Raw genomic sequence first — 25,014 nt, 5'->3', positions numbered from 1 at the left:
TTTCGTCCCCTCTCCCGCCTGCGGGAGAGGGTCGGGGTGAGGGCGAGTCTGCGAGACTATAGCCGCGCGTCGCCGCGCGCGATCGCAGCGTAGCGCTCGGCGTCGAGCGCGACATAGGCCTCCAGCTCGCTGTCGTAGACATAGAGTGGGTCGGCGACGCGGGTCGGGTCGAAGCCTTCCGCGACAAGCGCGCGTTTCACCGGCTTGAAGGTGGCGGTCGCCTCGAGCGCGGGCGTGAGTCGCAGGAACAACGGCCGCGCGTAGCGGGGCAGGGCGAGCGCCGCGCGCGCGATCGCTGCGAGGTCGGGCGCGCCGTCGATCGTCAGCGCCGCCATGCCCGCCTTGCCGTCGGCGTTGGGTATCGCGACGCCGTAAACGACCGCTTCGCGCACCCCTGGCGCGCGGCCAAGCGCGGCGGCGACCTCGCTCGTCGCGACGTTTTCGCCCTTCCAGCGGAACGTGTCGCCGACGCGGTCGACGAAATAATAGAAGCCTTCGCGGTCGCGGCGCATGAGGTCGCCGGTGCGCATCCACGCGTCGCCGGGCGCGAAGACGTTGCGCAAGATCTTCTTCTCTGTCTCGGCCGGCTCGGTGTAGCCTTCGAAGCGCTGACCCGCTTCGTGGCCAATGCGGCCCAGCGCTTCGCCGACCTCGTCGACGCCGCAGCGTGCGCCGAAGCCGTCCGCTCCGCGCTGCGGCTCTTCTCTCTCATAATCGAAGCGCGCCAGCGCGATGGCGTCGCGCGCGGCGAGGAACGGCGGCTGGCGGCCGATCGCGCCGACCTTGCCCTCGACGTTGTAGAGCGTCAGGTTGCCTTCGGTGGCGGCGTAGAACTCGAGGATCTGGGCCAAGCCGCTACGCTCGGCGAAATCGCGCCATACGTCGGCGGAAAGCCCGTTGCCGCAGGCGAGGCGCAACCGATGCGCCTTCTCCGCCGGCGCCGGCGGCGCGGCGACGAGATAGCGGCAGAGCTCGCCGATGTACTGGAAGATCGTGCAGTCCCAGCGCGCGACCTCGCTCCAGAAGCGGCCGGCCGAGAATTTTTCGGCGATCACCACCGAGCCGCCATTGACTAAGGCCGCGGGAAGCGCGGCGACGCCGCCGACGCTGTGGCTGAGCGGCAGACAATCGTACAGGCGGTCGTCGGCGCGCATGTCGGCGAGGCCGGCGAACCAATGGCTCCAGGCGACGACGCGGTGGTGGCTGACGGCGGCGGCCTTCGGCAGGCCGGTGGTGCCGGAGGTGAAGATCAGCAGCGCGCGGTCGGGAAGCGTCGTTCCGCGCCGTTCGTCGTCGTCGAGCGGCGCGCCGGGGAACGCTGACAGCGCGAGATCGACGCGGCGGGCGTCGTCGGCGCCGCCGTGGGACCAGAGTTCGAGCGGCAGGCCGGCGAAGGCCTCAGCGCAGATCCTATCGAATTGCGCTTCGATGATCGCCGCGCGCGCGCCGGCGACTCTGACGCAATGGGCGAGCGCGGCGCCGGCGAGGTTGACGTTCAACAGCGCGACGACGACGCCAACCTGGGTCAGGCCGAGCCACAGCGCGAAATATTCGGGCCGGCCGCCCATCATCAGCGCGACGACGTCGCCCTTGGCGAGTCCCGCCGCGAGCGCCCAGCGCGAATAACGATTGGCGCGCTCGGCGAGCGCGCGGAAGCTGAATTGTTCGCGGTCGCTCAGCACGGCCGGCGTTTCGCCATAGACGGCGGCCCACTCGCCGGCGGCGCGGCCAAGGGTGCGGGCGGGATCGCGCGTCGCCTGGGCGGTCGTCTCGAGCGCCTTGAGCCAGGCGCGGGCGGGCGTCGCGGCGGCCGGCCGCGGCGCGGCCGGCCTCATTCGAGCGTCTCGTAGTGGCTGCGCCAATGGGCGAGCGCCGGACCGTGTTCGCCGCGCTGGACGGCGACGACCGCGCCGATGACGATCGCGTGGGTGTGGCGCTCGATGATCTCTTCGACCCGACAGTCGATCGCCGCCAGCGCGTCGGCGAGCAGCGGCGCGCCGGTGACGAGCGTCGTCCAACGGCCGACGGCGAAGCGCGCCGGACCGCGTTCGCCGACGCGGCTGGCGAAGCGATCGGCGAGCTCGCGGTGGCGCGCCGCGAGCAAATTGACGGAGAAGGCGCCGGTCTCACTGAGCCGCTTGAGGGTCAGCGCGTCGCGGCTGAGGCAGACGAGTAGGGTCGGCGGCGTCAGCGACAGGGAGGTCAATGCGGTGACGGTGCAACCCGAGCGCTGCTCGCCGGCGCCACAGGCGACGATCGACACGCCGGCGGCGAATTCGCGCATCGCCTGACGAAATACGGCGGAATCGCCGCTGCTCGACGGCGCGGTCATGCGCTTGTCTTCGTCATCGCGTTGGGGACTTTCGACATAGACCATTGTGGGCCGCCCTTCTAGCCGCCCCAGCGGGCGACTGCAAACGTCGCCGCGCTGCGCGCCGTCTTGCGCCGCGCCACCAGGCTGAGCCAATTGTGAACGAGCTGGACGCCCGCCTGACGCCATGGCTCGTCGTCGAGCGACAGGGCCGAGACGGGGAAGCCCGTCGCCACGGCCGCATCGGGCGCCGCCATCGCGCGGCGGGCAAAATTCGCCACCGCGGCGGCGGCGGCGGGCGGGTAGTAGTTCGCCGGCGGGTTCGGCGCCGACGCCATTTCGCCGCGCAAGAAGCGCAGCAGGTCGCGGCGGTGCTCGCGCGCCAGGGTGTCGGCTTCGTATTCAGGATGGCCTTGGAGGAAGACCAGCAGGCTGCGCGCTTTGCGGACGAACAGGTCGACGCCGCATTCCGGCGAGCGCGCCAGCACGCGATAGCCTTTCTCGACCAGCCTCGCCTCGTCGAGGTCGTTCCAGCGCGAATGCGGCGCGCGGTAGCGCGGTTCGAGCCCGCGCACCAGCTCGTGGTCGGCGACGACGTCGACGGAAAAGACGCCGGCGCGCTTGCGGGCGAGCGGCCGGCGCGCGATCCGATCGCTGCGCAGCACTTCCGCGTGCGCGGCGAGACAGGACAGCAGCGACGAGATGGTGTTTTCGGCCGCCCAGTCGAGCACGAAACCGAGTTCCTCCCAGAACGGCTCGTCGCGCAGGTCTGCGGCGCAGGGCTCGGCGCCGGTGACGACGAGCGCGTCAAGCCGCGCGCCGGTGAGCGCGCGGACGGGGGCGTAGTCTTCGGCCATGGCGCGGCGCGCTTCGTCAGCGCGCGGCAGCGTCTCGAGCGCGAACAAGCTGAGCCGGACGTCGAGTTCGCCGCTTGCGCCTTCAATCAGCCGCACGAACTGACGCTGCGTCGCCGCGACCGCGGCGTCCGGCATGTTGTTGACCAGGCCGATCGTGACCGTGCGCCAGCCGCGATCGGCGAACACGCCAGGGTGCGCGCGGCGTTGGCCGGACGCTTGGTCCGTCGGGGGCGGGGCGGGGCGTTCGATCGTCAGCGGCATCGCGAGGGCCTATTCCGCGGCGCGCCGCGCGCCGGCGGCGGCGAGCGCTTGATCGAGATCTTCGAGGATGTCGTCGATATGCTCGAGGCCGACGCTGATGCGGACCGTCTCAGGCCGCACGCCCGCCTTGAGCTGCTCCTCGGCAGTCATCTGCCGATGGGTGGTCGAGGCGGGATGGCAGGCGAGCGACCGCACGTCGCCGATGTTGACCAGCCGTTTGACCAAATTCAGCGCGTCGTAGAAGCGTTTCGCCCGCTCGAGCCCGCCGACGACGCCGAACGTCAGCAGCGAAGCGGCGCGTCCGCCGAGGTATTTCTGAGCGAGCGCGAAATAGGGGCTGTCGGGCAGGCCGGCGTAATCGACCCAGGCGACGCGCGGGTCGACGCTCAGCCATTCGGCGACCGCGCGGCCGTTGGCGACGTGGCGCTCGATGCGCAGCGGCAGCGTTTCGATGCCCTGCAGCAGCAGGAAGGCGCTCATCGGCGCCAGTACCGCGCCGGTCGTGCGCTGATAGACGCTGCGCGCGCGGGCGAGAAACGCGTCGCGGCCGAAGCGGTCGACATAGACGAGGCCGTGATAGGATTCGTCCGGCTCGGTGAACTGCGGATAGCGCTTCGCTTGGGCGCGCCAATCGAAGCGGCCAGCGTCGACGATCGCGCCGCCCATCGCGACGCCGTGGCCGCCCATGAACTTGGTCAGCGAATGGACGACGATGTCGGCGCCGTGGGCGATCGGCTTGAGCAGGATCGGCGTCGCGACGGTGTTGTCGACGATCAGCGGCACGCCGCGCGCATGCGCGAGCGCGGCAAGCGCCGCGATGTCGCAGACGTTGCCGGCCGGATTGCCGATCGACTCGCAGAACAGTGCGCGCGTCGTTTCGTCGATCAACGGCGCGAGGTCTTCGGCGCGCTCGCTTCTGGCGAAGCGCGCCTCGACGCCGTTGTGGCGCAGGGTGTGGGCGAGCAAGGTGTGGGTTGTGCCGTACAGCGTCGGCGGCGCGACGATCGAGCCGCCGTGGTCGGCGAGGGTCAGGAAGGCGTAGGCGAGCGCGGCCTGGCCGGAGGCGACGGCGAGCGCGCTCGCGCCGCCCTCGAGCAGCGCGACGCGCTTCTCGAGAATCTCGGTCGTCGGATTGGCGATGCGGCTGTAGCGGAAGCCTTCGGCTTCGAGGTTGAACAGCGCCGCGCCATGGTCGGCGCTGTCGAATTCATAGGCGACGGTCTGGTAGATCGGCGGCGCGACCGCCTTGGTCGTCGGGTCGCAATCGAAACCGCCGTGAATCGAAATGGTTTCGCTTCGCATGGGCTCGCCTCGGCGCGCGCCGGGCAAAAGGAACGCAAAACGATCCCAACGCCACGCGACGTAGCGGCAGAGATGCGCGGCTTCGCTTGCATTTTCAACAATTGCAGCCGAACGATCGCGCGTTAGCGTTAAGGTTTGAGAAGGGTCGATGAAGAATTTCGGTTAACGCTTCAAGCCGACGCGCGCGCCGGCGCGGCGGTCGGGCGTTTGTCGATCAGCCACACCAGCGCGGCGGCGACCAGGCATAGCGCGCCGGCGGCGTAGAGAGCCGGCAGGTAAGACTGCAGCACGCTGCGCGAATAGCCGGCGCCGTAGGCGGCCGTCGCTGCGCCCGCCATATGCGCGGCGTAGATCCAGCCGAACGCCGCGCCGGCGCGCTCGCGACCGAAGGCCTCGGCGGTCAGTCGCACAGTCGGCGGCACGGTCGCGACCCAATCGAGGCCGTAAAACACGCCGAACAGCGACAGGCCGTAGATCGAGAACGATGAGCCGGGCAGGTAGATCAGCGACAGACCGCGCAGGCCGTAATAGCAGAACAGCAGGGCGCGATTGTCGTAACGATCCGAGAGCCAGCCGGAGCCGATCGTACCGACGAAATCGAACGCGCCCATCAGCGCCAGCGTCGACGCGGCGGTCACCGAGCCGACGTCGAAGTCCGAACACAGCGCGATGAAATGCGTCTGGATCAGGCCATTGGTGCTGAGGCCGCAGATAAAGAAGGTCGTCGCCAGAATCCAGAACGCGCCCGAGCCGACGATCTCGCCGAGCGTCCCGAGTTCGCCGCCGCGGCGCGGCGCCGGCGCGGGCGGCGCGACGGCGCTTTCGCCATACGGCGCGAGGCCGAGGTCGGCGGGACGGTCGGCCATCAGCAGCGCGACCAACGCGCCCGCCGCGACGAGACCGGCGAGCGTCGGGCACAGCGCCGCGCGCCAACCCCAGCCGCGCTCGAGCCAGGCGGCAAGCGGCAGGAAGATGAGCTGCCCCGCCGCTGCGCCGGCGGTCAGCACGCCGAGCGCGAGGCCGCGCCGTTCGGTGAACCAGCGCGTCGCGACGACCGCGCCGAGCACCAGCGCGGTCAGGCCGGCGCCGACGCCGACCATCGCGCCCCACAGCAGCGTGAGTTGCCAGACCTGGCTCATCCAGAGCGACATTGCGAGGCCGGCGCCGATCAAGACGACCGCGCCGATCATCACCCGTCTGAGGCCGATGCGATCGATCAGGCCCGCGGCGAAGGGCGCCATTAGCCCGTAGATGAGCAGCCGCAGCGCCACCGCGGCGGAAATGTCCTCGGCGCTCCAGCCGAACTGGCGTTCGAGCGGCAGCATCAGCACGCCCGGCAAGGCCATCGCGCCGGCGGTGACGACGGAGAGGGCGAAGACGACCGCCAGCACGACCCAGCTGTAATGGAGTCCGAGACGCGACAGGCGCCGCGCCAACCTCCCGGCCAGCATGCACGGTCCTTTCCGGCGGGCTTGGGGCTTTGCGCCAACCGTGCGGCGCGCCGACGGAAATGAGCGCCGGGGCGGAGCTTGTCAACCGACCCGCGCAGAGGTCGTCAGGCGAGCGCGATCGCCGCCACCAGGCGGCCGTAGTCGGGCTCCTTGCGATGGGTGGCGCGGCGGTAGCTGAAGAAGCGCGCCTCGTCGGCGTAGGTGTCGAGGCCGAGGTCCTCGAAGCGGGCGATTCCGGCGCGCGCGGCGCGGTTGGCGATATAGCCGTGGAGATCGAACATCGACCGCCCGGCGTTGAGGCTTCGCGCGAAGAAACGGTCAGAACCCTTGTCGCCGGCTTCGAACGCGGCGACAAACTCCGCGCCGACCTCGTATGAGGGCTGGGCGATGCAGGGGCCGAGCGCCGCCTGGATGCGGTCGGCGCGGGCGCCGAGCGCCTCCATCGCCGCGACGGTCGCCTCGACGACGCCGTTGAGCGCGCCCTTCCAGCCGGCGTGCGCGGCGCCGATTATGCGCGCTTGGGCGTCGACGAACAGGATCATGCCGCAATCGGCGCCGGTGACGCCGAGACCAAGGCCGGGCGTCGCGGTGACCAGCGCGTCGCAACGCGGCCGCGCTTCGCGCGGGAACGGCGCCGTGATCGCCAGCGCGTCGGGCGAGTGGACTTGAAACGGGATCGCCAGACGCTCGGGCGCGATCGCCAGCGCAGCGGCCATGCGCGCGCGGTTCTCGCGCACCGCCTCGGCTTCGTCGTGCGAGCCGACGCCGCCGTTGAGCGAAGCGTAGACGCCCGCGGAGACGCCGCCGCGGCGGGTGAAGAATGCGTGCGCGACGCCGGGCAGCTCGAGCGTCGTGGCGCTGAGGGACTCGGCCGTCGTCACGCCGGCTTCGCCGGGTTGGGCTGAAAGCCGGGCGGCGCCGGCACGGCGCGGTTGGCGACCGCCATCGCCTTGAACAGCGCGCCCATCTCGTTGTCGCCCTTGCCGACCAGACGGCGGCGCGCCGCCTCGATTTCGCCGGCGCGCTCGGGCGAACGCTCGCCGAGGGCGCGGGCGCGCACGTCGACGCCGAGCGCGCGCAGGAAATCGCCCTGGTCGATCGGCCCGTGGACCGCCGCGCCGGCGGCGCGCGCGCTACGCGCCATCGCCGCGAAGTCGACATGCGCCGTGAGGTCGCATTCGCCCGGCTCGGTCAACGGGCCGACCGAAATGTGGGCGCGCAAAGCCTGCAGCGTGTCGCCGAAGCCGGTGACCGCGTGGCCGTAATCGAGGAACAAGGCCGCGCCGCCTTGCTTGGCCAGCCGCGCCGCGAGCTCGAACATGAAGCGGTGCGCGGCGGCGCTGACCTCGATCACCGACCCTTCGTCGGCTTCCGCGTTGAGAAACGGCTGGGGCTTGTCGGCGACGCCGAAGACGAGTTCGCCCGCGCCGTTGAGACGCACCACCCGCTCGCGCCATTGCCCGCCGCGCCGCTCGAACTGCTTGACCGGCAGCGCGTCGAGGAACTCGTTGGCGAGAATGATCGCCGGACCGTCCGGCGCCTCGGCGAAGCTTCCCCTCCAGGCGATCGGCGCGCCGGCGGTGAGCAGCGCGTCGTATTGGATCTGGGCGAGCGGCGGGCTCGTCTCGATCAGCGTGACGTCGAGCGCGGCGCGGAATTCGGGGACGACGCGCGCGGCGCGCAAGGCGTCGCTCATCAGCGTGCCGCGGCCCGGACCAAGCTCGATCACGCGCACCGGGTTGGGCCGCCCCATCGACGTCCACACTTCCGCCGCCCACAGGCCGATGAGCTCGCCGAACATCTGCGAGATCTCCGGCGCGGTGGTGAAGTCGCCTTCGGTCCCGAACGGGTCGCGCGTCATGTAGTAGCCGTATTGCGGATCGGCGAGCGCGAGTTCCATGAAGCGCTCGACCGTTATCGTCCCGCCCTTGGCGAGCGTCAGCTTGATCTGATCGCCCAGCGCGCTCATGCCGGTCCTCCGGCGACGGTCTTGGTCCGCAGACTCCAGCCGATCAGCGCGACGCCGATGACGATCAGCGGCGCGGACAGAAGCATGCCCATCGTCAGGCCGCCGCCGAGGTCCTCGAGATGGGGATCGGGGTCGCGGAAGAACTCGCAGAAGATGCGCGCCAAGCCGTAGAGGACGCCGAAGCCGCCGGCGATGAGGCCGGGACGGCGAAACGCCCCGAGGCGCGCGGCGATCGAAAGGACGACGAAAACGGCGAAGCCTTCGAGCATGGCTTCGTAAATCTGGCTGGGATGACGCGGCAGCCCGTCGGAGCCGGGGAAGACGATCGCCCAGGGCACGTCGGTTGGCCGTCCCCACAGCTCCGGCTTGATGAAGTTGGCGAGCCGGCCGAGGAAGATGCCGATCGGCGCGACCAGCGAGGCGAGATCGAAGATGGTCAGCGCCGGCGCGCCAGTGCGGCGCGCGAACAGCCAAGCGCCGAGCGCAGCGCCGATCAGGCCGCCATGGAAGGCCATGCCGCCGCGCCAGACTTCGAAGATCTCGAGCGGGCGCGCGAAATAATAGCTCGGGTCGTAGAACAGCACGTTGCCGAGCCGACCGCCGACAATGACGCCGAGCGCGCAATAGACGAGCAGGTCGTCGACGCTGTCGGGGGTGGGGCGCTTCACGGCGCCCCACAGCGAGTCGACGGCGACGAGGCGGCGGATCAGCCACCAGCCGGCGACCAGCCCGACGACATAGGCGAGCGCGTACCAGCGAATCGCCAACGGACCCCACTGGAACAGAATGGGATTGATGACCGGAAACGGCAGCACGAGAATGGGCATTGGAATCCTGATGCGACGGGCGTTTCTGTCCGTCAAGGGCGGGCCGGCGTGTTCGACCCGCTATCCGCTGGCTTTCAGCGCCGCCCCGGCTTTCGCCGCCTCGCGAGCGGTCATGCGGCCGCGAGCTTGTGGCGCGCCAGACGCTCGTAAAGCGGTCGCGCGGCCTCCGCGATGGCTTTAAGCGAATCGGGCAAGTCGTCGAATCCAGGCTCGGCGGCTGGCGGCGCGAAGCCGGTCGATTTCTCCACCTCGGCGTACCAGGCCGGCGCCCAGACCCCGTCGCTGTCGCGCCGTCCCGGCGGCCAGGCGAGCATCGCAGCGTCGAAGGCGAGCCCGAGCGCCGCGCACAAGGCGCCGAGCGCGCGGCGCGGATCGGCCTGAAGGTCGCGGCCGTCGACGACCGGCGGGGCGCGGCCGAGCCGGTCGGCGGCGCGTTCGAACAGCTCAACTTGCGCTGGCAGGCCGATCTCGTCGAGGCCGAGCGGGCCGGGTCGCTTGCGCACGTAGGAGGCGAGCGCCGCCTCCGGCGCGCGGATGAGGAAGGCGTTGCTGACGCCGTCGATCCAGTCGCGGCCGAAGTCCGGCAGCATGTGGTGGGTCATGTGCTTCTGGTACCAGACCGCCTTGCCGCCGGGGGCGGGGCCGAGCATTGCGCTCACGACATCGCGCCAGTCGGTCGGCTGCGCGGCGATCACCGCTTCGCGCATCGGGTGGTCGAGGCCGGTTGCGGCGAGATAGGCGGCGTAGAACGGCTCGTCGCTGACCGCGCAGTCGGCGCGGGCGCCGAAGGCGCGCATCATCGCGGTCGAGACGTTGCGCGGCCCTGACCACATCGCAACGCGCAAGGGCGCCGTCGGTCGCGTCATCGGCCGCGCGCTTCCTCGGCCTCGAGCGCCTTGTAGAGCGCGCGCAGCCTCTTCGTCATCGGCCCCGAGGCGTCGGCCGAGTCGCGCGGATCGTCGCCGATTGCGCGCCCGTCGACCTTCACCACCGGCGTGAGCCCGGCGAAGGTGCCGGTGCAGAAGGCCTCGTCGGCGGCGTAGACGTCGAACAGCGAAAAGTCCTTTTCGTACGCGGGAACGCCGGCGCGCCGCGCCGCGCGCAGCACCGCGTCGCGGGTGACGCCGCCCAGGCAATAGCCGCCGGCGGAGGTCCACAGCTCGCCGTTGCGGACGATGAAGAAATGGGTCGAGTTGCAAGTGGCGACGAAGCCGCGGTCGTCGAGCATCAGGGCTTCGTCGGCGCCGGCCTCCATCGCCTGGATGCAGGCGAGGATGCAATTGAGCTTGGAGTGGGAGTTGAGCTTCTGGTCCTGCTCGGCTGGGCCGGTGCGCCGGATGTGGACGGTGAACAGCGACAGACCGCGAGCCAGCATTTCCGGCCGGGGCAGCTTCCACTCGGGGATGATGACGATCGTCGCGGCGCCGACGGTCAGGCGCGGATCCTGGTAGGGCGAGCGCTTGACGCCGCGCGTCACCATCAGGCGGATGTGCACGCCGTCGCGCATGGCGTTGGCCTCGATGACGTCGAACAGGCGCGCCACGAGCGCCTCGCGGGTCAGGCCGATGTCGATGCGCAGCATCTTGGCGCCGTCCCGCAGGCGGTCGAGGTGTTTGTCGAGGAAGGCGATGCGCCCGCCGTTGAGCCTGAGGCCTTCCCAGACGCCGTCGCCGAGGACGAAGCCGGAATCGAACACGGAAACCTTGGCCTCCGGACGGGGCGCGAGCTCGCCGTTGACGCTGATCAAGACGTCGTCGTTGCGTGGGTCGCCGACGTAGTCCTGCGAGCCGGCGGCGGTGACGGTCGGGTCCAAGGGCGGTTCTCCAGTGAGGCGGGGCGAGGATAAGCGGGAAGACGCGGAACGGCTAGAGCCGCCGCGCCTCGCTGCGCGGCGGAAAAGACGGTAAGGAGCCTGCATGTCCGATCTGCAGGCGAAGCTGATCTTCCAGCAGTTGACGCAGGCGTTCGCCGCCAGCCCCGACTTTCCCCGCCGCGAGGTCGAGCGGCGGCAGGCGGCGCTGATCGAACGGCTCGTCCGCCACGCCGCCGCGAACGTGCCGTTCTATCGCGACAGCGGCCGGCTGAAGCCGCTGTTTCGCGCCGACGGCGCCTTCGACCTCGCCGGCTGGAGGGACGTGCCGGTCCTGAGCCGCAACGAGGCGAAGGCCAACGAGGATGCGCTTCAGGCGCGCGTCACCCCGCCCGATATGGGCGAACTCGCCGCCTATTCGACCTCGGGCTCGACCGGCACGCCGCTCAAGTTCCGCCAGACATTGGTGCAGCGCGTCGCCTCCGAAGTTCTGATCAACCGGGCGCTGCGCTGGAACGATCTGTGGCCGATGCAGGCCTTCGCGATGTCGAAGAACGTCGCGCCGGCGCGCGAGCCGCCGCGGGGGCTTCTGGTCGTCCCCACCGACATCGATTTCGCGGCGCAGGTCGACAGGCTGCGGCGTCATCGCACGACGCACGCGCTGGCGCTGCCGAGCGTCGCGATGGCCTGGGCGGAAGCGGCGGGCGCGGGCGGGCTGCCTGACCTCAAGGCTGTGCTTGTCGCCGGCTCGGTCCTCACCGCCGAGACGCGCGCGCGAATCGAGCGCGGCCTCGGCGCCAAGGTCGTCAACCTCTATTCGGCGAGCGAGCTCGGCCCGGTCGCCGCCGAAGGCCCGGACGGGCGACTGCGCGTCAACGAGGAGATCGTCTGGCTGGAGGGGCCACGCTCAGCGACGGAAGGGAAGTCGGCGACGCCGGTCGTCGTGACGCCGCTGTTCGCGTTCGCCACGCCGCTGATCCGCTATACGCCGGGCGATTACGTGCGGTTCTCGGCCGCCGCGCCGAAACGCGCGCCCGGCCTGCGTCGGCTCGAAACGGTCATCGGCCGCGCGCGCAACCTGCTGCGGCTGCCCGACGGTCGGCCGTTCTTGCCCTCCGCCATTCGGGGGGACACGCTCGCGAAAGTGCTGGACCACCGCGAGTGGCAATTGGTGCAGACGAGCCTCGGCGAGATGACGTTCAACATCGTCGCGCCAAGGCCGCCGACTGCTGAAGAGGCGCAAGCGCTGCGCGCTTATCTTGATGCAGCGTTGCCCGCACACCGCACGACGATCGCCTTCATCGAGGCGATCGCCAATCCAATGGCGAACGGCAAGCCCTACGAGCCGTTTCTTTCGCTGATCGTCCCGCCGACCTGAGCGCGCGCTCAGAAGCCGTAGCTCAGCGAGACGAGGGCGAGATTCTCGTTGAAGCCCGCACTGTAAGGGACGCCATCCGCGGAGAAGCCCGACGACTTGGGGAAGTCGACGTAGCGCCATTCCGCGCCGAGGCGCCAATGGGCGTCAAACGCGTATTCGGCTCCCAGGCCGATCGCCCCGCCCGTGAGCGTTTGGGTCTGCGATCCCGACCATAGGGTTCCACCGTTCGTCTGGGTGATCGTCGCGCTCTCGCGATCGTCGCCGACGGCTAGGCCGCCGGTCACGTAAACGAGCCAGCGGTCGAAGGCGACGCCGGCGCGCGCCAGCAGGAACGCCTGCCAGGTGTTGTGGAAGGCGAGCGTGACGGTGCAGCCCTCGGAGTAGCAGCTGCCGTTCGATGCGGCGGTCGCGCCGTGCAAGTCGAAGCCGTCGAGTTCGGCGCGGGCGCCGATGACGAACGAGCCGAATTGCTGGTCATAGCCGACATGCGCGCCGCCGAACGGGCTGTTGGCGGTGAAGTGATCCGCCGTGAAGCCAAATGATGTGACGCTGAGGTCGTCGCTCTCGGCGCCCCAGCCGTAACCGCCCTGCAGACCGACGTCGAAACCGGTCCACGAGAAAGGCGAAGCGACCGGCGCCGGCGGCGGCCCTTTCATGGTCGGCAGGTCGGCGGCGGCGGCGGCTGACGCCACGGCGCATAGCGCGACGGACGCCAGCGCCAGGCTGCGAGTTATCGACATCAACGGCCCCCAAAGCGTCAATTATTATTATAATAGTTCAAAGCATTGGACCGCGAGAGTCAATCGGCGACGGAGCAGAAGACCGCCAACTCTAGGGAAAGGGCTAAGTTCGCGACGCGCTGCGGCCCAACGGCAACAGCGACCGCGACGCCCGGGAGGGTCCGCACTGGTCAGATTTCGATCTCGCGGCCGATCTCGACGACGTGGTCGCAGGGCAGGCGCAGATAATCGCTGATGCGGGCGGCGTTGCGCGCCATCGCGGCGAAAATCTCCTCCTGCCAAAGCGCCAGCCCCTTTCCGTCCTCGCGCGGCACGATGGTCTCGTGGCCGACGTAATAGGTGACGTCGGCGAGGTCGATCTCCGCGCCTCCGGCCTTGCATTCGGCGACGAGCGCGGGAATGTCGGGCTGCTCCATGAAGCCGTAGCGCGCCTCGGCGCGCCAGTAATGGTCGGCGACGCGTTCGATCGTCAGCCGCTCGCCCGCCGCGACGCGCGGGGTCGAGACGACGGTCAGCGTCAGCGCCAGCACGTATTGGTGCAGCGCGCGATTCTTGCGCACGTGCCAGGCCAGGACCGGCGGCGTGTCGTTCTTGGCGCGGGTGAGAAACACCGCCGAACCCGGCACGCGCGCGACGGCGCCCGAATCCAGCGTCGCGATGAAGGTCGCCGTCGGCGTCAGGTCGGCGATGGCGCTCTCGTGCAGCGCGATCGAGCCGCGATGCCAGATCCACATCACGCCATAGACGGCGCTGGCGAGCAGCAGCGGCACGTAGCCGCCCTGCAGCGCCTTGGCCATGTTGGCGGCGAAGAATCCGCCGTCGACGACGAGAAACAGTCCGGCGAGCGCGCCGGCGGCGAGCGCGTTCCAGCCCCAGATCTCGCGCATGGCGATGAAGAGCAGCACGGTGGTCATCAGCATCGTCAGCGACACCGCGATGCCGTAGGCGGCGGCGAGATTGTCGGACTTGCCGAAGCCGAGCGTCAGCCCGAGGGTGACGATCATCAGCAGCCAGTTGACCGCCCCGACGTAGATCTGGCCATAACCTTCGGCCGAGGTCTGCTTGATGACGAGGCGCGGCAGCCAGCCGAGCTGGATCGCTTGGCGCGTCATCGAAAAGGCGCCGGTGATGATCGACTGGCTGGCGATCACGGTCGCGACGGTCGCCAGCGCAATGAGCGGCGTCAGCAGCGGGGTCGGGCAGAGACGGTAGAAGATGTTGCCGTCGATCGGCGCCCCGTCGAGCGCCAACGCCGCCTGGCCGGCATAGTTGAGCAGGAGGCTCGGGAAGACCACGCCGCTCCAGGCGACGCGGATCGGGCCGGCGCCGAAATGGCCCATGTCGGCGTAGAGCGCTTCCGCTCCGGTCACGCAGAGAAACACGCCGCCGAGGACGAGGAAGCCGTTCAGTCCGCCGGAGGCGAGGAAGCGCAGGCCGTAGACGGGATTGAGCGCCCACAGCGCCGCCGGGTGCTGGGCGATCCCCCACAGGCCGAGCGCCGCCATGACGCCGAACCACAGCAGCATGATCGGGCCGAAGGCCCTGCCGATGCGCGCCGTGCCTTGTGGCTGGACGGCGAACAGCAGCAGCAGCACGAGCGTCGCCGCCGGCAGCACATAGGCCGTCAGCGCCGGCGCGACCTGCTCGACGCCTTCGAGCGCCGACAGGACCGAGATCGCCGGCGTGATCGCGCCGTCGCCGTAGATCAGCGCCGCGCCGAACAGGCCGGCGGCGATGATGATCGGGCGACGATGTCGCTTGACGCCGAGCAGCGTCATCAGCGCGATCACGCCGCCTTCGCCGTCGTTGTCGATGCGCATCGCGACATTGACGTACTTGATCGTGGTGACGACGATCAGCGTCCACACGATCAGCGACAGCGCGCCGAGGACCATGGCGGGTTCGGGACGCGGGCCGGCGAAGTCGAGCACGGTCTTGAAGGTGTAAAGCGGGCTGGTGCCGATGTCGCCGAAGACGACGCCGAGCGCGGCGACGCCCATCGTCGCCAGCCGCCGGTTCGCGCCGCCGCGCGCCCTGTCCCCGCTCTCCGCCATCGCCGTCCCGCTCGCGTCCGCGCCGCGACGGCGCGAAAAACCTCTGCCAATTCTATAGGTCGCGTCTGTGACGAAGGGAAAGCCGGCACGGTCCGCCGCCTCCCGGGCGCCGTAAGAACCGGTCAACCTTAAGAAATTTCAGGGTTTCTTCCTACCGGAGATGCTTCGAATTTTACCGAATTGCTTTTCGTCGCGCCAAGCCGATTGGCCGAACTTGTCCCGTGTCGAAAACGGCGAGGCGGGCGACGATGTTCGGTTGGGTTGCGCGAGCGACTTTTGGGGCGGTTCTCTTCGGCGCGGCGTTCAGCGGCCTAGTCCAGGCCTCCGAGCCGAAGCTGCCGAGCGCGTCGTTCGCCGAAGTCGGGGCGCCGACGTCCATTCCCTACGGCTGGGTCGATTTCTGCGGCCGCCGGCCGGAGGAGTGCAATCTCGGCAAGCTGACCCCGCGCGACATCCACCTGACCAAGCAGGTGCTGGCGACCCTCGCCAAGGTCAACGCTTTCGCCAACGCCGAGATCGAGCCGATCAGCAATCTCGATCATTGGGGCACGATGCTCGACCATTGGGATTATCCGACCGACGGCAAGGGCGATTGCAAGGTCTACGCCCTGTTCAAGCGCAAGCAGCTCGTCGACCAGGGCTTCCCGCGTCAGGCGCTGCTGATGACGATCGTGCGCGACCAGGACGGGGAGGGCCACGCCATTCTCACCGTCAAAACCGACCGCGGCGATTTCGTCCTCGACAACCTCACCGATGAAATCCTGCCTTGGGACGGGACCGGCTATCGCTTCATCAAGCGCCAGGCGCAGGACGACCCCAACGTCTGGCTGGCGATGACCGGCGCGGCGACGAGCGTCGCCAGCGGCGACTGACGTCCACTCATCCCGTCGCAATGCCTTCCCAAGTCGCGTGTTCGACGCCGCGCGCGCGCTCGAGCTTGGCTGCGACCGCGTCGAGCTTCTCAGCCACGACCGACGTCGCCGCCAGCGTCGCGACGATGTCGACCAGATCGTCGCCGCGCCCGCTTGTTTCGACCTCCGCGACGGGATAATGCGCGCCTTCCAGCGCCTCGACCGACGCGTTGGTGCGAAGGCCTGCGGAACGCTGGCGATACTGCCGCTCTGCGCCGATCAGCGTGCCGAGGACGAAGGCGGCGAGCAGGCAGACGGCGGAATTGACGAAAGCGGAGAGATCGAAGGTCTCGATGAAGCGCATGGGAACCTCGGCGTGCGAAAGCGACGACGCCGCGCCCGTTTAGGCGCGACCGTGTCGTCGTCGTGTCGGCAAACGACCCCGGCGCCGCGGCCGGCCTCGAGCGGCCGCAAAGCGAGCAATTGCGCCGCGGCGGAAACCGCCCTATGGCGGGCGCGCGGCCCCGGCGCCTCGCGGCCCGACGACGCGAATGCGGAGACGACGCAATGGCGAACCGGCGCGACGGCGCGGCCGAAGTCGGGGACGGTCCTCGACCGTGGCCGTCTTCCCGGTTGTCGTGGCGCGCCTTCCTCGTCGTCGCCGGGCCGGGCCTGGTGGCGATGCTCGCCGACACCGACGCCGGCAGCGTCGTCACGGTCGCGCAAAGCGGCGCGCAATGGGGCTATCGCCTGTTGCTCTCCAATCTGCTGTTCATCCCCTTCATGTTCTTCGCCCAGGAGCTTGCGCTGCGGATCGGCCTCGGCGCGCAGCAGGGCGCGGTCGCGCTGGCGCGCCGCCGTTTCGGCCGCGCGCCGGCGCTGCTGCTCCTCGCCGTGCTGGCGGCGAGCTGTTTTGGCGCGCTGGTCAGCGAGCTTTCCGGGCTCGCCGGCGCCGGCCAGGCGGTCGGTGCGCCAGTCGGCGCGACCATGGCGCTCGCGTTCTTCGGTCTGATGGCGATGGTGGTGACTGGCTCCTATCGCTCGGTCGAGCGCGTGGCGCTGTTCTTCGGCCTGTTCGAGATCGCCTTCCTGGCGATGGCGTGGCGCGCCGCGCCGGGCGTTCAGCCGATCGTCGCCGAGGTCTTGCGCGCGCCGCCGCGCGACCCCGAATTCTATACGCTGCTCGCCGCCAATCTCGGCACCAGTGTCATTCCCTGGGCGCTGCTCTACCAGCAGTCGGCGACCGTGCATAAAGGTCTCAGGCCCGCCCATCTGATGGCGGCGCGGGTCGAGACGCTGGTCGGCGTCGTCGTTTGCCAGGTGATCACCTCGGCGCTGCTGATCGCCGCCGGCGCGACGCTCTCCGCCCACGGCACGCTCGACTCGATCGCCGACATCGAGACCGCTTTCACCGCGACGCTCGGGACCGCCTTCGGGCATGTCGTCTTCGTCCTCGGTCTCACCGGCAGCGCGCTGACCGCGACCATCGTCGTCTGTCTGACGCTGGCGTGGTCGGTCGGCGAAGCGTTCGGCGTCGGCAGCTCGCTCGACCACAGCCCGTCGCAGGCGCCGTGGTTCTATGGCGCGATGGCGCTGCTGCTCGCCGCCGGCGGTGCGCTGGTCGCCTCGGGCGCCAATCTCGTCAGCTTGTCGATCGCCGCCGGCGTCGCCAACGCCGTGCTGCTGCCGGTGGTGCTCGGCTTCCTCTATTTCCTCGCCCGCACGGCGTTGCCCGAGCCGCTGCGCCTGCGCGGCTTCTATGCCGTGGCGACCGCCTTCGCCTTCCTGACGGTCGCAGGGGTCGGCGTCGGCTCGGCGATCGCCGGTTTGCTCTGAGGCCGACGCGCCGGATGGACGCCTTGCGCCGGCCGCCCCGCTCGTGCAGGGAAAGGGCGGGCGCGTAAGGCGCCGGAGCGCCAGGCGCGGAACGAGCATGAAACGGGTGATCGACGTCCTGTGGCCGATCGTCGGCCTCGGGGCGGTGGCATTCACGTCCTGGCTGCTGTTCAAGGAGCTGCGCGGTCTTTCGCTCGCCGAGGTTGAGGATGCGGTCGACGCGATCTCGCCGTTGCGCTGGGCGCTCGCCGCCGCTTCGACCGCCGCCGCTTATTGCGCGCTCGCGTGGTACGACCAGATCGCGCTCAGGCATCTCGGCCGGCGGCTGAACTGGCGCTTCGTCAGCCTCGTCTCCTTCACCACCTACGCGCTCGCCCACAACGTCGGCGCCTCGGTTCTGTCTGGCGCCGTCGTCCGCTACCGCGCTTACTCCACCAAGGGGCTTGGGGTCGGCGAAGTCGGCCTGCTGGTGGCGTTCTGTTCGTTCACCTTCACCCTCGGCAACGTGCTGCTCGCCGGATTGACGCTGCTGATCGACCCCGCTCTCGCCGACCGCTACGTGGCGGGCCTGCCCGACTGGGCGGGGCGCTCGCTCGGCCTCATTCTGCTCGCCGGCCCGTGGCTCTACACGGTCGGCTCGCTGTTGCATTTCAAGCCGCTGCGCCTGCGCGGCTTCGCGCTCGTCTATCCGCGTCCGCCGATCGCCGCGCGGCAATTGCTCGCCGGTCCGCTCGAGCTGCTCGGCGCCGCCGGCATCATCTATTTCGCTCTGCCCCAGGCGAGCAATCCGGGCTTCATCGTCGTGCTCGGGGTGTTCCTTGCTTCGTTCACCCTGGCGCTGGTCAGCCATGCGCCGGGCGGCCTCGGCGTCCTCGAATATGCGTTTCTCAAGGCGATGCCCGACGCGCCGCCGGCGAGCGTGCTGGCCGCGTTGCTTGTCTTCCGACTGCTCTATCTTATTCTGCCGCTGCTGTTCTCGCTGTTCGTCGTCGTCGCCTTCGAGCGCGAGCGGATCGGCGAGCTGGTCAAGGCGCGCCTGCGAGGACGAAACGATGGATGACGCGCTCGCTGCACGCGACGAAGACGCGCTGATCGTCGTCGACGTGCAGAACGATTTCGTGCGCGGCGGCGCGCTCGCGGTTCCGGACGGCGAGGCGATTCTGCCGCTGGTCAATCGGCTGATCGGCGCCTTTGCGCAGGTGGTCGTGACCCAGGACTGGCATCCGCCCGGCCACGCTTCCTTCGCCTCCTCGCATCCTGGCGCAAAGCCGTTCGACATGATCGCGGCGCCCTACGGTTCGCAGGTGTTGTGGCCGGATCATTGCGTCCAGGGCGCGCCGGGCGCGGCGCTCGTCGCGGGTCTTGCCGTCGATTCCGCTTTCCTCGTGCTACGCAAGGGGATTCACGCCGCGGTCGATTCCTACTCCGCGTTCCTCGAGGCCGATCGCAAGACGACGACCGGGCTCGGCGCTCTGCTCAGCGCGCGCGGCGTCGACCGCGTCTTCGTCTGCGGGCTCGCCACCGATTTCTGCGTCGCCTTCACCGCGCTCGACGCCCGCATCGCTGGCTTTGAAACCTTCGTCGTCGAGGACGCCTGCCGAGCGATCGACGCCAACGGTTCGCTCGCGGCGGCCCGGACGCGGATGGACGCGACAGGCGTGCGACGCATCGCGTCGGCCGCGCTTCTTCCCTGAATGCAGGCGTGAGCGGAGACTTAACGGCGGCTTAACCAGCGGCGCTCCATGACTGCCGCCGTTGTTCACGGCTGTCGTCGGCGCGTATCGCGATGATCACCCTCCATCACCATCCGTTCTGTCCGCAATCACGCTTCATTCGCCTGGTCTTGGCCGAGTTCGGCGTGGAGCCGACGCTGGTCGAGGAACGGCCATGGGAGCGGCGGCGCGAATTCCTGCTGCTCAACGCCGAGGGCGCGACGCCGGTGCTGAGCGAGGAGAGCGCGCCGAGTGTGCCGGGCGCCGACGTGATCGCTGAATATCTCGATGAGACGCGCGGCCTCGCCCTCGGCGATCGCCGCCTGCTGCCGGAGGAGCCGCTTGGCCGGGTCGAGGTCCGGCGGCTGATGCGCTGGTTCAACGTCAAGTTCTACGCCGAGGCCAGCTATCTGCTGGTGACCGAGAAGATCTACAAGCGCTACATGAATTCTCGCGACGGCGGCGGCGCGCCGGATATGGACGCGATCCGGGTGGCGCGCGCCAATCTGCGCTATCATCTGCGCTACATCGGCTATCTCGCCGGGACGCGCTCTTGGCTCGCTGGCGACAAGCTGACCTACGCCGACCTGGCGGCGGCGGCCCATCTGTCCTGCGTCGACTATCTCGGCGACGCGCCGTGGAACGAAAGCGAGACGGCCAAGGCATGGTACGCGCGGATCAAGTCCCGGCCGTCGTTCCGGCCGCTGCTGAACGAGAGCCTGCCGGGCGTGAGCGCCAGCGCGAGCTACGCCGATCTCGACTTCTGAGCGGCCTTAGGGCGCGCGCTCGCGCGCTCGGCTTCGACGGCTGCCGCGTCGCCGCCGCCGCCGCACCGCCCGGCGCGCGCGACGGCCTCGCCGCCTTTCTTGCCGCCGGATCGCACGGCGACATGGCGTGGATGGCGGAAACCTTCGCTCGCCGCGTCGATCCCAAGATCCTGTGGCCGGAGGCGCAGAGCGTCGTCATGCTCGCGCTCAACTACGGACCCGCCGCCGACCCACTCGTGGCGCTCGAACAGAAGGACCGCGGCGCGATCTCCGTCTATGCGCGCAACCGTGACTATCACGAAGTGGTCAAAGGCAAGCTGAAGACGCTCGCCGCCTGGCTCGTCGCCGCGGCCCGCCCCCAGGCGGTCGAGGTCAAGGTTTTCGTCGACACCGCGCCGGTGATGGAGAAGCCGCTGGCGGCGGCGGCCGGCCTCGGCTGGCAAGGCAAGCACACCAATCTCGTCAGCCGAGAATTCGGCTCATGGCTGTTCCTCGGCGCGATCTTCACCGATCTCAGCCTGCCGCCGGACGAGGCCGAGCGCGATCATTGCGGCGTCTGCCGCGCCTGCCTCGACGCATGCCCGACGGCGGCCTTTTCCGCGCCCTACAAGCTCGACGCGCGCCGCTGCATTTCGTACCTGACGATCGAGCACGAGGGGGCGATCGCGCGCGAGCTGCGGCCGTTGATCGGCAACCGTATATACGGCTGCGACGATTGTCTCGCGGTCTGTCCGTGGAACAAGTTCGCTCGCGTCGGCGCCGAAGCGAAGCTCGCCGGGCGCGACGACCGCGCGGCGCCGCCGCTGGCCGAACTCGCCGCGCTCGACGACGCCGGCTTTCGCGCGCGCTTCGCTGGCGGCCCGATCAAGCGGATCGGTCACGCGCGTTTTCTGCGCAATGTGATGATCGCGATCGGCAACTCCGGCGACCGGTCGCTGATCGCGGCGGCGCGGAGCGGAATCGAGACAGATTCGCCGCTGGTCAGGGCGATGGCGGTGTGGGCGTTCGGCCGACTCGCCTCCGCGGCGAAAATACACGCCGCCGCTCTGCGATTCGCGCCGGAGGAGCGCGACGCCGCGGTGCTGGAAGAGTGGAAAACGGCTCTCGCGGTCCCGGCGGAGCGCTGAGCCCCACGGGACCCGACGGACGCTAGACGCGAAAGGGGAATTCGCGAAGTGACGCTTCAGTGCGTCGTCGCGTGCTCGGTCTCTTGCCTGAGTTTTTCGATTTCGTCTTTAAGCTGGAGTCGCTTGCGCTTCATCTCGTGGAGCTTCACATCGTCGACTGACGGATGCTGCTCTTCCAGGGCGATCGCGCTATCCATCGCCTGGTGGCGGCGCACAAGTTCCGTCAGATGCGATTCTAGGGACATTGGCAGGCTCCCTTGGCTCATTGACGAACAAATTGTGACACAAAGTCCATTCCTTGCAAGCCCTCCAGACGAGTTTGACGTTCAAATCGAAGCCAAATTTCGCGACGAACGTAAGCGCTTCATGACCTCGGCCGCCGCGGCCTCGGTCGCGACCCCGCCGGCCGCTTGCGCGGTCCGGCGCCCGCTTGCATAGTCGCTGGGCGGGCGCCCGCTTTAGCAGGCGCGATTCGGGCCAAATGCGGCATGGCGCATAGCGAAATGAGCGAGGAAGAGCGCGCCGCGCTGTCGATTCAACTGGAGCGGTTGCGCGAAGAGCATCGCGATCTCGACGCCGCGATCGCGGCGCTGCTTCTGGCCGGCCAGGCCGATCAGCTCCAGTTGCAGCGGCTCAAGAAGCGCAAATTGCTGCTGCGCGACCGATTGACGCAACTCGAAGACGCGCTGACCCCCGATATCATCGCCTGAGGGCGGCGAATCCGTCTTCGCGCCGACGCGGAGGCGCCGCGCCCGGAGGAGGCGCAGCGTGGCGATCTTCATATTTTTTCTGGGAACGATCGCATTCGCCTATTTCAGTTGGCGGTACGCGATCGTCAACCCACGGCGGCAAGGCCCGTATCGGTTCGTCGTGTTCGAGGGGATCCTCGCGCTGGTGTTGATGAACGACAAGGCGTGGTTCAACGCGCCGGGCTCGACAGTCCAGATCGTTTCGTGGATTGCGCTCGCTCTGTCGATCTATCTGGCGATCGCCGGCTTTGGGCTGCTGAGGAGCCGCGGCAGGCCGCAGGGACATTTCGAATACACGACCGTGCTGGTGACGGACAATGTCTATCGCTACATCCGCCATCCGATGTACGCGTCGCTGTTTCTGCTCGCGACCGGCGTCGCCCTGAAGCAGCCGACCTACTGGCCGGCGATCGTCGTGTTCGCGATCGTCGTCGTCGCCGTCTACATGACCGCCAAAGCGGAAGAGCAGGATATGCTCGCGACGTTCGGCGCAGCCTACGCCGCCTACATGAAAACGTCGAAGATGTTCATCCCGTTCGTCCTTTGACCGAGGCGGCCGCGCGCCGGTCCGCAGCGCGCGGCCGCGATCGCCGAGTCAGACGTTGTCGGCTTCGGTCGAGCTCACGTGGACCGCGCCCTGGGTCGCGCCCCACGTCCAGCCCTTGATCTCCAGCATGTCGTCGCCGTGGATGCGAATGTATTCGCGGTGGTCGACCAGCGCGTCGCGGATCTCCTGCTTGATGTAAGCGCAGCGCGCGGCGAGGCCGGGCACGCGGTCGATGACGTCATTGGCCAGGTGGAAGCGGTCGATATCGTTCATGACGCACATGTCGAACGGCGTCGTCGTCGTCCCTTCCTCCTTGTAGCCGCGCGCATGCAGGTTGGCGTGGCCGTGGCGTCGGTAGGTCAGACGATGGATCAGCCACGGGTAGCCGTGGAAGGCGAAGATGATTGGCTTGTCGACAGTGAATAGTGCGTCGAAGTCGGCGTCCGCCAGTCCGTGCGGATGCTCGCTCGGCGGCTGCAGCTTCATCAGGTCGACGATGTTGATGACGCGGATCTTCACCTCCGGCAGGCGCTTTCGCAGGAAATCGACCGCCGCCAGCGTCTCCATCGTCGGCACGTCGCCGCAGCAGGCCATCACGACGTCGGGCTCGCCGCCCTTGTCGTTGCTTGCCCATTCCCAAATGCCGAGCCCGAAGGCGCAGTGCTTGATCGCCTGATCCATGGTCAGCCACACCGGGGCCGGCTGCTTGCCGGCGACGACGACGTTGACGTAGTTGCGACTTCTCAGGCAATGGTCCGTGACCGACAGCAGGCAATTGGCGTCCGGCGGCAAATAGACGCGCACCACTTCGGCCTTCTTGTTAACGACGTGGTCGATGAAGCCGGGGTCCTGGTGGCTGAAGCCATTGTGGTCCTGACGCCAGACGAGGCTCGACAAGAGATAGTTGAGCGAGGCGATCGGCCGCCGCCAACCGATTTCGTTGCAAACCTTCAGCCACTTGGCGTGCTGGTTGAACATCGAATCAATGATGTGGATGAACGCTTCGTAGCACGAAAAGAAGCCGTGCCGCCCGGTCAGCAGATAGCCTTCGAGCCAGCCCTGGCACTGATGCTCGCTGAGCATTTCCATCACCCGCCCGTCGGGCGCGAGATGGTCGTCGTAGGGCAGGGTTTCCGCGTCCCAGGCGCGGTTCGTCACCGTCAGCACGTCTTGCCAGCGGTTGGAGTTGCTCTCGTCGGGGCTGACGAGCCGGAAGTTGCGCTGGTCGAGATTGAGCCGCATGACCTCGGCGAGGAAGCGGCCCATCTCGCGCGTCGCCTCGGCGTTCGCCGCTCCTGGCGTCGGCGTGGCGACGGCGAAGTCGCGGAAATCGGGCAATTTGAGATCGCGCAGTAACGCGCCGCCGTTGGCGTGCGGGTTGGCGCCCATGCGGCGCGTTCCCTTCGGCGCAAGTTCGGCGAGCTCGGGCCTGAGGCGCCCGGCTTCGTCGAACAGCTCTTGCGGCCGGTAGCTCTTCATCCATTGCTCGAGAATGCGCACGTGCTCCGGGTTCTCGTACATCTCGCTCATCGGCACCTGGTGGGCGCGCCATGAGCCCTCGGTGCGCTTGCCGTCGATCTCCTTCGGGCATGTCCAGCCCTTGGGCGAGCGCAGCACGATCATTGGCCAGGCGGGGCGGGCGGAGGTTTCGCCGTTGCGCGCCGCCTGCTGGATCGCGTCGATGTCGGCGATCGCCTGTTCGAGCGTCACCGCCATCAGCGCGTGCATCGTCATCGGGTCGTCGCCCTCGACGTAGCGCGGCGCGTAGCCGTAGCCGCGCATGAGCTGGTCGAGTTCGTCATGCGGGATGCGGGCGAGCACGGTCGGGTTGGCGATCTTGTAGCCGTTGAGGTGCAGGATCGGCAGCACCGCGCCGTCGGTCTTCGGGTTGAGGAATTTGTTCGAGTGCCAGCCGGTCGCGGCCGGGCCGGTCTCCGCCTCGCCGTCGCCGACGACGCAAGCGACGATCAGGCTCGGATTGTCGAACGCCGCGCCATAGGCGTGCGACAGCGCGTAGCCGAGCTCGCCGCCCTCGTGGATCGAGCCGGGCGTTTCCGGCGCGACGTGACTGGGAATGCCGCCGGGGAACGAGAACTGCTTGAACAGCCGCTTCATCCCGACTTCGTCGAATGAGATGTTGGGATAGACCTCGCTGTAGGTCTGCTCGAGATAGGCGTTGGCGACGAGCGCCGGGCCGCCGTGGCCGGGTCCGGTGACGAACATGACTTCGAGGTCGAGCGCTTTGATCAGGCGATTGAGGTGGGCGTAGATGAAGTTCAGGCCTGGCGTCGTGCCCCAGTGGCCCAGCAGACGCGGCTTGATGTGCTCCTTGACCAGCGGTTCGCGCAGCATCGGATTGTCGAAGAGGTAGATCTGTCCGATCGACAAGTAGTTGGCGGCGCGCCAATAGGCGTCGATCAGCTCAAGTTCGCGTTGCGCAAGCTGCGTTGCCATCGCTGTTCCTT

The 25,014-nt window shown here is 68.8% G+C and carries 24 protein-coding genes; 9 read left to right on the top strand and 15 right to left on the bottom strand.

Annotated elements, in window-relative coordinates; translation table 11 throughout:
- Positions 1-56 precede the first annotated feature (56 nt).
- The 10 genes from ABSF49_RS00120 to ABSF49_RS00075 all read right to left on the bottom strand — a co-directional run bounded on the left by ABSF49_RS00120 (position 57) and on the right by ABSF49_RS00075 (position 10,791).
- Positions 57-1,835 carry a long-chain-acyl-CoA synthetase gene (locus ABSF49_RS00120; protein ID WP_424110589.1) on the bottom strand — a complete coding sequence of 593 codons (1,779 nt, stop codon included), beginning with the start codon at positions 1,833-1,835 and terminating at the stop codon, positions 57-59.
- A complete protein-coding gene (locus tag ABSF49_RS00115; protein WP_424110588.1) occupies positions 1,832-2,377 on the bottom strand; it encodes a flavin reductase family protein in 546 nt (181 codons plus the stop codon). Before ABSF49_RS00115 ends, ABSF49_RS00120 begins: the two co-directional genes overlap by 4 nt.
- Before the next feature lie 14 nt (positions 2,378-2,391).
- The gene (gene metA, locus ABSF49_RS00110; protein WP_424110587.1) at positions 2,392-3,429 is read right to left on the bottom strand and encodes a homoserine O-succinyltransferase MetA; all 1,038 of its coding nucleotides are present in this window, start codon (positions 3,427-3,429) and stop codon (positions 2,392-2,394) included.
- Between the two features lie 9 nt (positions 3,430-3,438).
- Positions 3,439-4,731 (bottom strand): O-acetylhomoserine aminocarboxypropyltransferase/cysteine synthase family protein, encoded by a 1,293-nt coding sequence (locus ABSF49_RS00105; protein WP_424110586.1) that lies wholly within the window; start codon positions 4,729-4,731, stop codon positions 3,439-3,441.
- A gap of 170 nt (positions 4,732-4,901) precedes the next feature.
- On the bottom strand, positions 4,902-6,182 hold the full coding sequence (locus ABSF49_RS00100) for an MFS transporter (RefSeq protein WP_424110585.1): 1,281 nt from the start codon (positions 6,180-6,182) through the stop codon (positions 4,902-4,904).
- Positions 6,183-6,286: 104 nt separating this feature from the next.
- Entirely contained in the window at positions 6,287-7,063 is a 777-nt protein-coding gene (gene pgeF, locus ABSF49_RS00095) for a peptidoglycan editing factor PgeF (RefSeq protein ID WP_424110584.1), read from the bottom strand.
- Complete coding sequence (locus ABSF49_RS00090) at positions 7,060-8,151, bottom strand: class I SAM-dependent methyltransferase (protein WP_424110583.1); 1,092 nt, start codon at positions 8,149-8,151, stop codon at positions 7,060-7,062. Before ABSF49_RS00090 ends, pgeF begins: the two co-directional genes overlap by 4 nt.
- A complete protein-coding gene (lgt, locus tag ABSF49_RS00085) occupies positions 8,148-8,978 on the bottom strand; it encodes a prolipoprotein diacylglyceryl transferase (protein WP_424110582.1) in 831 nt (276 codons plus the stop codon). Before lgt ends, ABSF49_RS00090 begins: the two co-directional genes overlap by 4 nt.
- Before the next feature lie 110 nt (positions 8,979-9,088).
- A complete protein-coding gene (locus ABSF49_RS00080) occupies positions 9,089-9,844 on the bottom strand; it encodes a sulfotransferase-like domain-containing protein (protein ID WP_424110581.1) in 756 nt (251 codons plus the stop codon).
- On the bottom strand, positions 9,841-10,791 hold the full coding sequence (locus ABSF49_RS00075) for an aminotransferase class IV (RefSeq protein ID WP_424110580.1): 951 nt from the start codon (positions 10,789-10,791) through the stop codon (positions 9,841-9,843). Before ABSF49_RS00075 ends, ABSF49_RS00080 begins: the two co-directional genes overlap by 4 nt.
- Before the next feature lie 103 nt (positions 10,792-10,894).
- On the opposite strand from ABSF49_RS00075, the gene ABSF49_RS00070 reads away from it, so the two are divergent.
- Positions 10,895-12,166 carry a phenylacetate--CoA ligase family protein gene (locus ABSF49_RS00070; RefSeq protein WP_424110579.1) on the top strand — a complete coding sequence of 424 codons (1,272 nt, stop codon included), beginning with the start codon at positions 10,895-10,897 and terminating at the stop codon, positions 12,164-12,166.
- A gap of 8 nt (positions 12,167-12,174) precedes the next feature.
- On the opposite strand, the gene ABSF49_RS00065 is transcribed toward ABSF49_RS00070, so the two are convergent.
- Together ABSF49_RS00065 and ABSF49_RS00060 are read right to left on the bottom strand one after the other, a co-directional pair.
- The gene (locus tag ABSF49_RS00065) at positions 12,175-12,906 is read right to left on the bottom strand and encodes an outer membrane protein (RefSeq protein WP_424110578.1); all 732 of its coding nucleotides are present in this window, start codon (positions 12,904-12,906) and stop codon (positions 12,175-12,177) included.
- A 170-nt stretch (positions 12,907-13,076) separates the two neighbouring features.
- Positions 13,077-14,960: a potassium transporter Kup gene (locus ABSF49_RS00060; RefSeq protein ID WP_424110577.1), complete on the bottom strand. Its 1,884-nt coding sequence runs from the start codon at positions 14,958-14,960 to the stop codon at positions 13,077-13,079.
- A gap of 248 nt (positions 14,961-15,208) precedes the next feature.
- Here ABSF49_RS00060 and ABSF49_RS00055 point away from each other — a divergent pair, with 248 nt between their 5' ends.
- Complete coding sequence (locus tag ABSF49_RS00055) at positions 15,209-15,832, top strand: transglutaminase-like cysteine peptidase (protein WP_424110576.1); 624 nt, start codon at positions 15,209-15,211, stop codon at positions 15,830-15,832.
- Between the two features lie 7 nt (positions 15,833-15,839).
- On the opposite strand, the gene ABSF49_RS00050 is transcribed toward ABSF49_RS00055, so the two are convergent.
- Positions 15,840-16,175, bottom strand: a complete 336-nt coding sequence (locus ABSF49_RS00050) for an MgtC/SapB family protein (protein ID WP_424110575.1) — start codon at positions 16,173-16,175, stop codon at positions 15,840-15,842.
- Between the two features lie 203 nt (positions 16,176-16,378).
- Here ABSF49_RS00050 and ABSF49_RS00045 point away from each other — a divergent pair, with 203 nt between their 5' ends.
- The 5 genes from ABSF49_RS00045 to queG all read left to right on the top strand — a co-directional run bounded on the left by ABSF49_RS00045 (position 16,379) and on the right by queG (position 21,253).
- A complete protein-coding gene (locus ABSF49_RS00045; RefSeq protein ID WP_424110574.1) occupies positions 16,379-17,647 on the top strand; it encodes an NRAMP family divalent metal transporter in 1,269 nt (422 codons plus the stop codon).
- A gap of 97 nt (positions 17,648-17,744) precedes the next feature.
- Positions 17,745-18,707, top strand: coding sequence for a lysylphosphatidylglycerol synthase transmembrane domain-containing protein (locus ABSF49_RS00040; protein WP_424110573.1), 963 nt, complete (start codon positions 17,745-17,747; stop codon positions 18,705-18,707).
- Positions 18,700-19,341, top strand: a complete 642-nt coding sequence (gene pncA / locus ABSF49_RS00035) for a bifunctional nicotinamidase/pyrazinamidase (protein ID WP_424110572.1) — start codon at positions 18,700-18,702, stop codon at positions 19,339-19,341. The genes ABSF49_RS00040 and pncA overlap by 8 nt, the downstream gene beginning before the upstream one ends.
- 92 nt (positions 19,342-19,433) lie before the next feature.
- On the top strand, positions 19,434-20,126 hold the full coding sequence (locus tag ABSF49_RS00030) for a glutathione S-transferase family protein (RefSeq protein WP_424110571.1): 693 nt from the start codon (positions 19,434-19,436) through the stop codon (positions 20,124-20,126).
- Complete coding sequence (gene queG / locus ABSF49_RS00025) at positions 20,024-21,253, top strand: tRNA epoxyqueuosine(34) reductase QueG (protein WP_424110570.1); 1,230 nt, start codon at positions 20,024-20,026, stop codon at positions 21,251-21,253. Before ABSF49_RS00030 ends, queG begins: the two co-directional genes overlap by 103 nt.
- Before the next feature lie 56 nt (positions 21,254-21,309).
- Here the strand turns inward: queG and ABSF49_RS00020 are convergent, their stop codons facing one another.
- The gene (locus tag ABSF49_RS00020) at positions 21,310-21,498 is read right to left on the bottom strand and encodes a YdcH family protein (RefSeq protein ID WP_424110569.1); all 189 of its coding nucleotides are present in this window, start codon (positions 21,496-21,498) and stop codon (positions 21,310-21,312) included.
- Between the two features lie 258 nt (positions 21,499-21,756).
- Here ABSF49_RS00020 and ABSF49_RS00015 point away from each other — a divergent pair, with 258 nt between their 5' ends.
- Together ABSF49_RS00015 and ABSF49_RS00010 are read left to right on the top strand one after the other, a co-directional pair.
- Positions 21,757-21,963 carry a DUF465 domain-containing protein gene (locus tag ABSF49_RS00015; protein ID WP_424110568.1) on the top strand — a complete coding sequence of 69 codons (207 nt, stop codon included), beginning with the start codon at positions 21,757-21,759 and terminating at the stop codon, positions 21,961-21,963.
- Between the two features lie 58 nt (positions 21,964-22,021).
- A complete protein-coding gene (locus ABSF49_RS00010) occupies positions 22,022-22,549 on the top strand; it encodes a methyltransferase family protein (RefSeq protein ID WP_424110567.1) in 528 nt (175 codons plus the stop codon).
- A gap of 48 nt (positions 22,550-22,597) precedes the next feature.
- Here ABSF49_RS00010 and ABSF49_RS00005 read toward each other — a convergent pair whose 3' ends face one another.
- Complete coding sequence (locus ABSF49_RS00005) at positions 22,598-25,003, bottom strand: phosphoketolase family protein (RefSeq protein WP_424110566.1); 2,406 nt, start codon at positions 25,001-25,003, stop codon at positions 22,598-22,600.
- Between the last annotated feature and the right edge of the window lie 11 nt (positions 25,004-25,014).

It is taken from the genome of Roseiarcus sp. (assembly GCF_049514155.1).
Classification (GTDB): domain Bacteria; phylum Pseudomonadota; class Alphaproteobacteria; order Rhizobiales; family Beijerinckiaceae; genus Roseiarcus.
The sequence above is the reverse complement of the archived record's forward strand: the minus strand, read 5'-3'. Positions and strand labels throughout refer to the sequence as shown.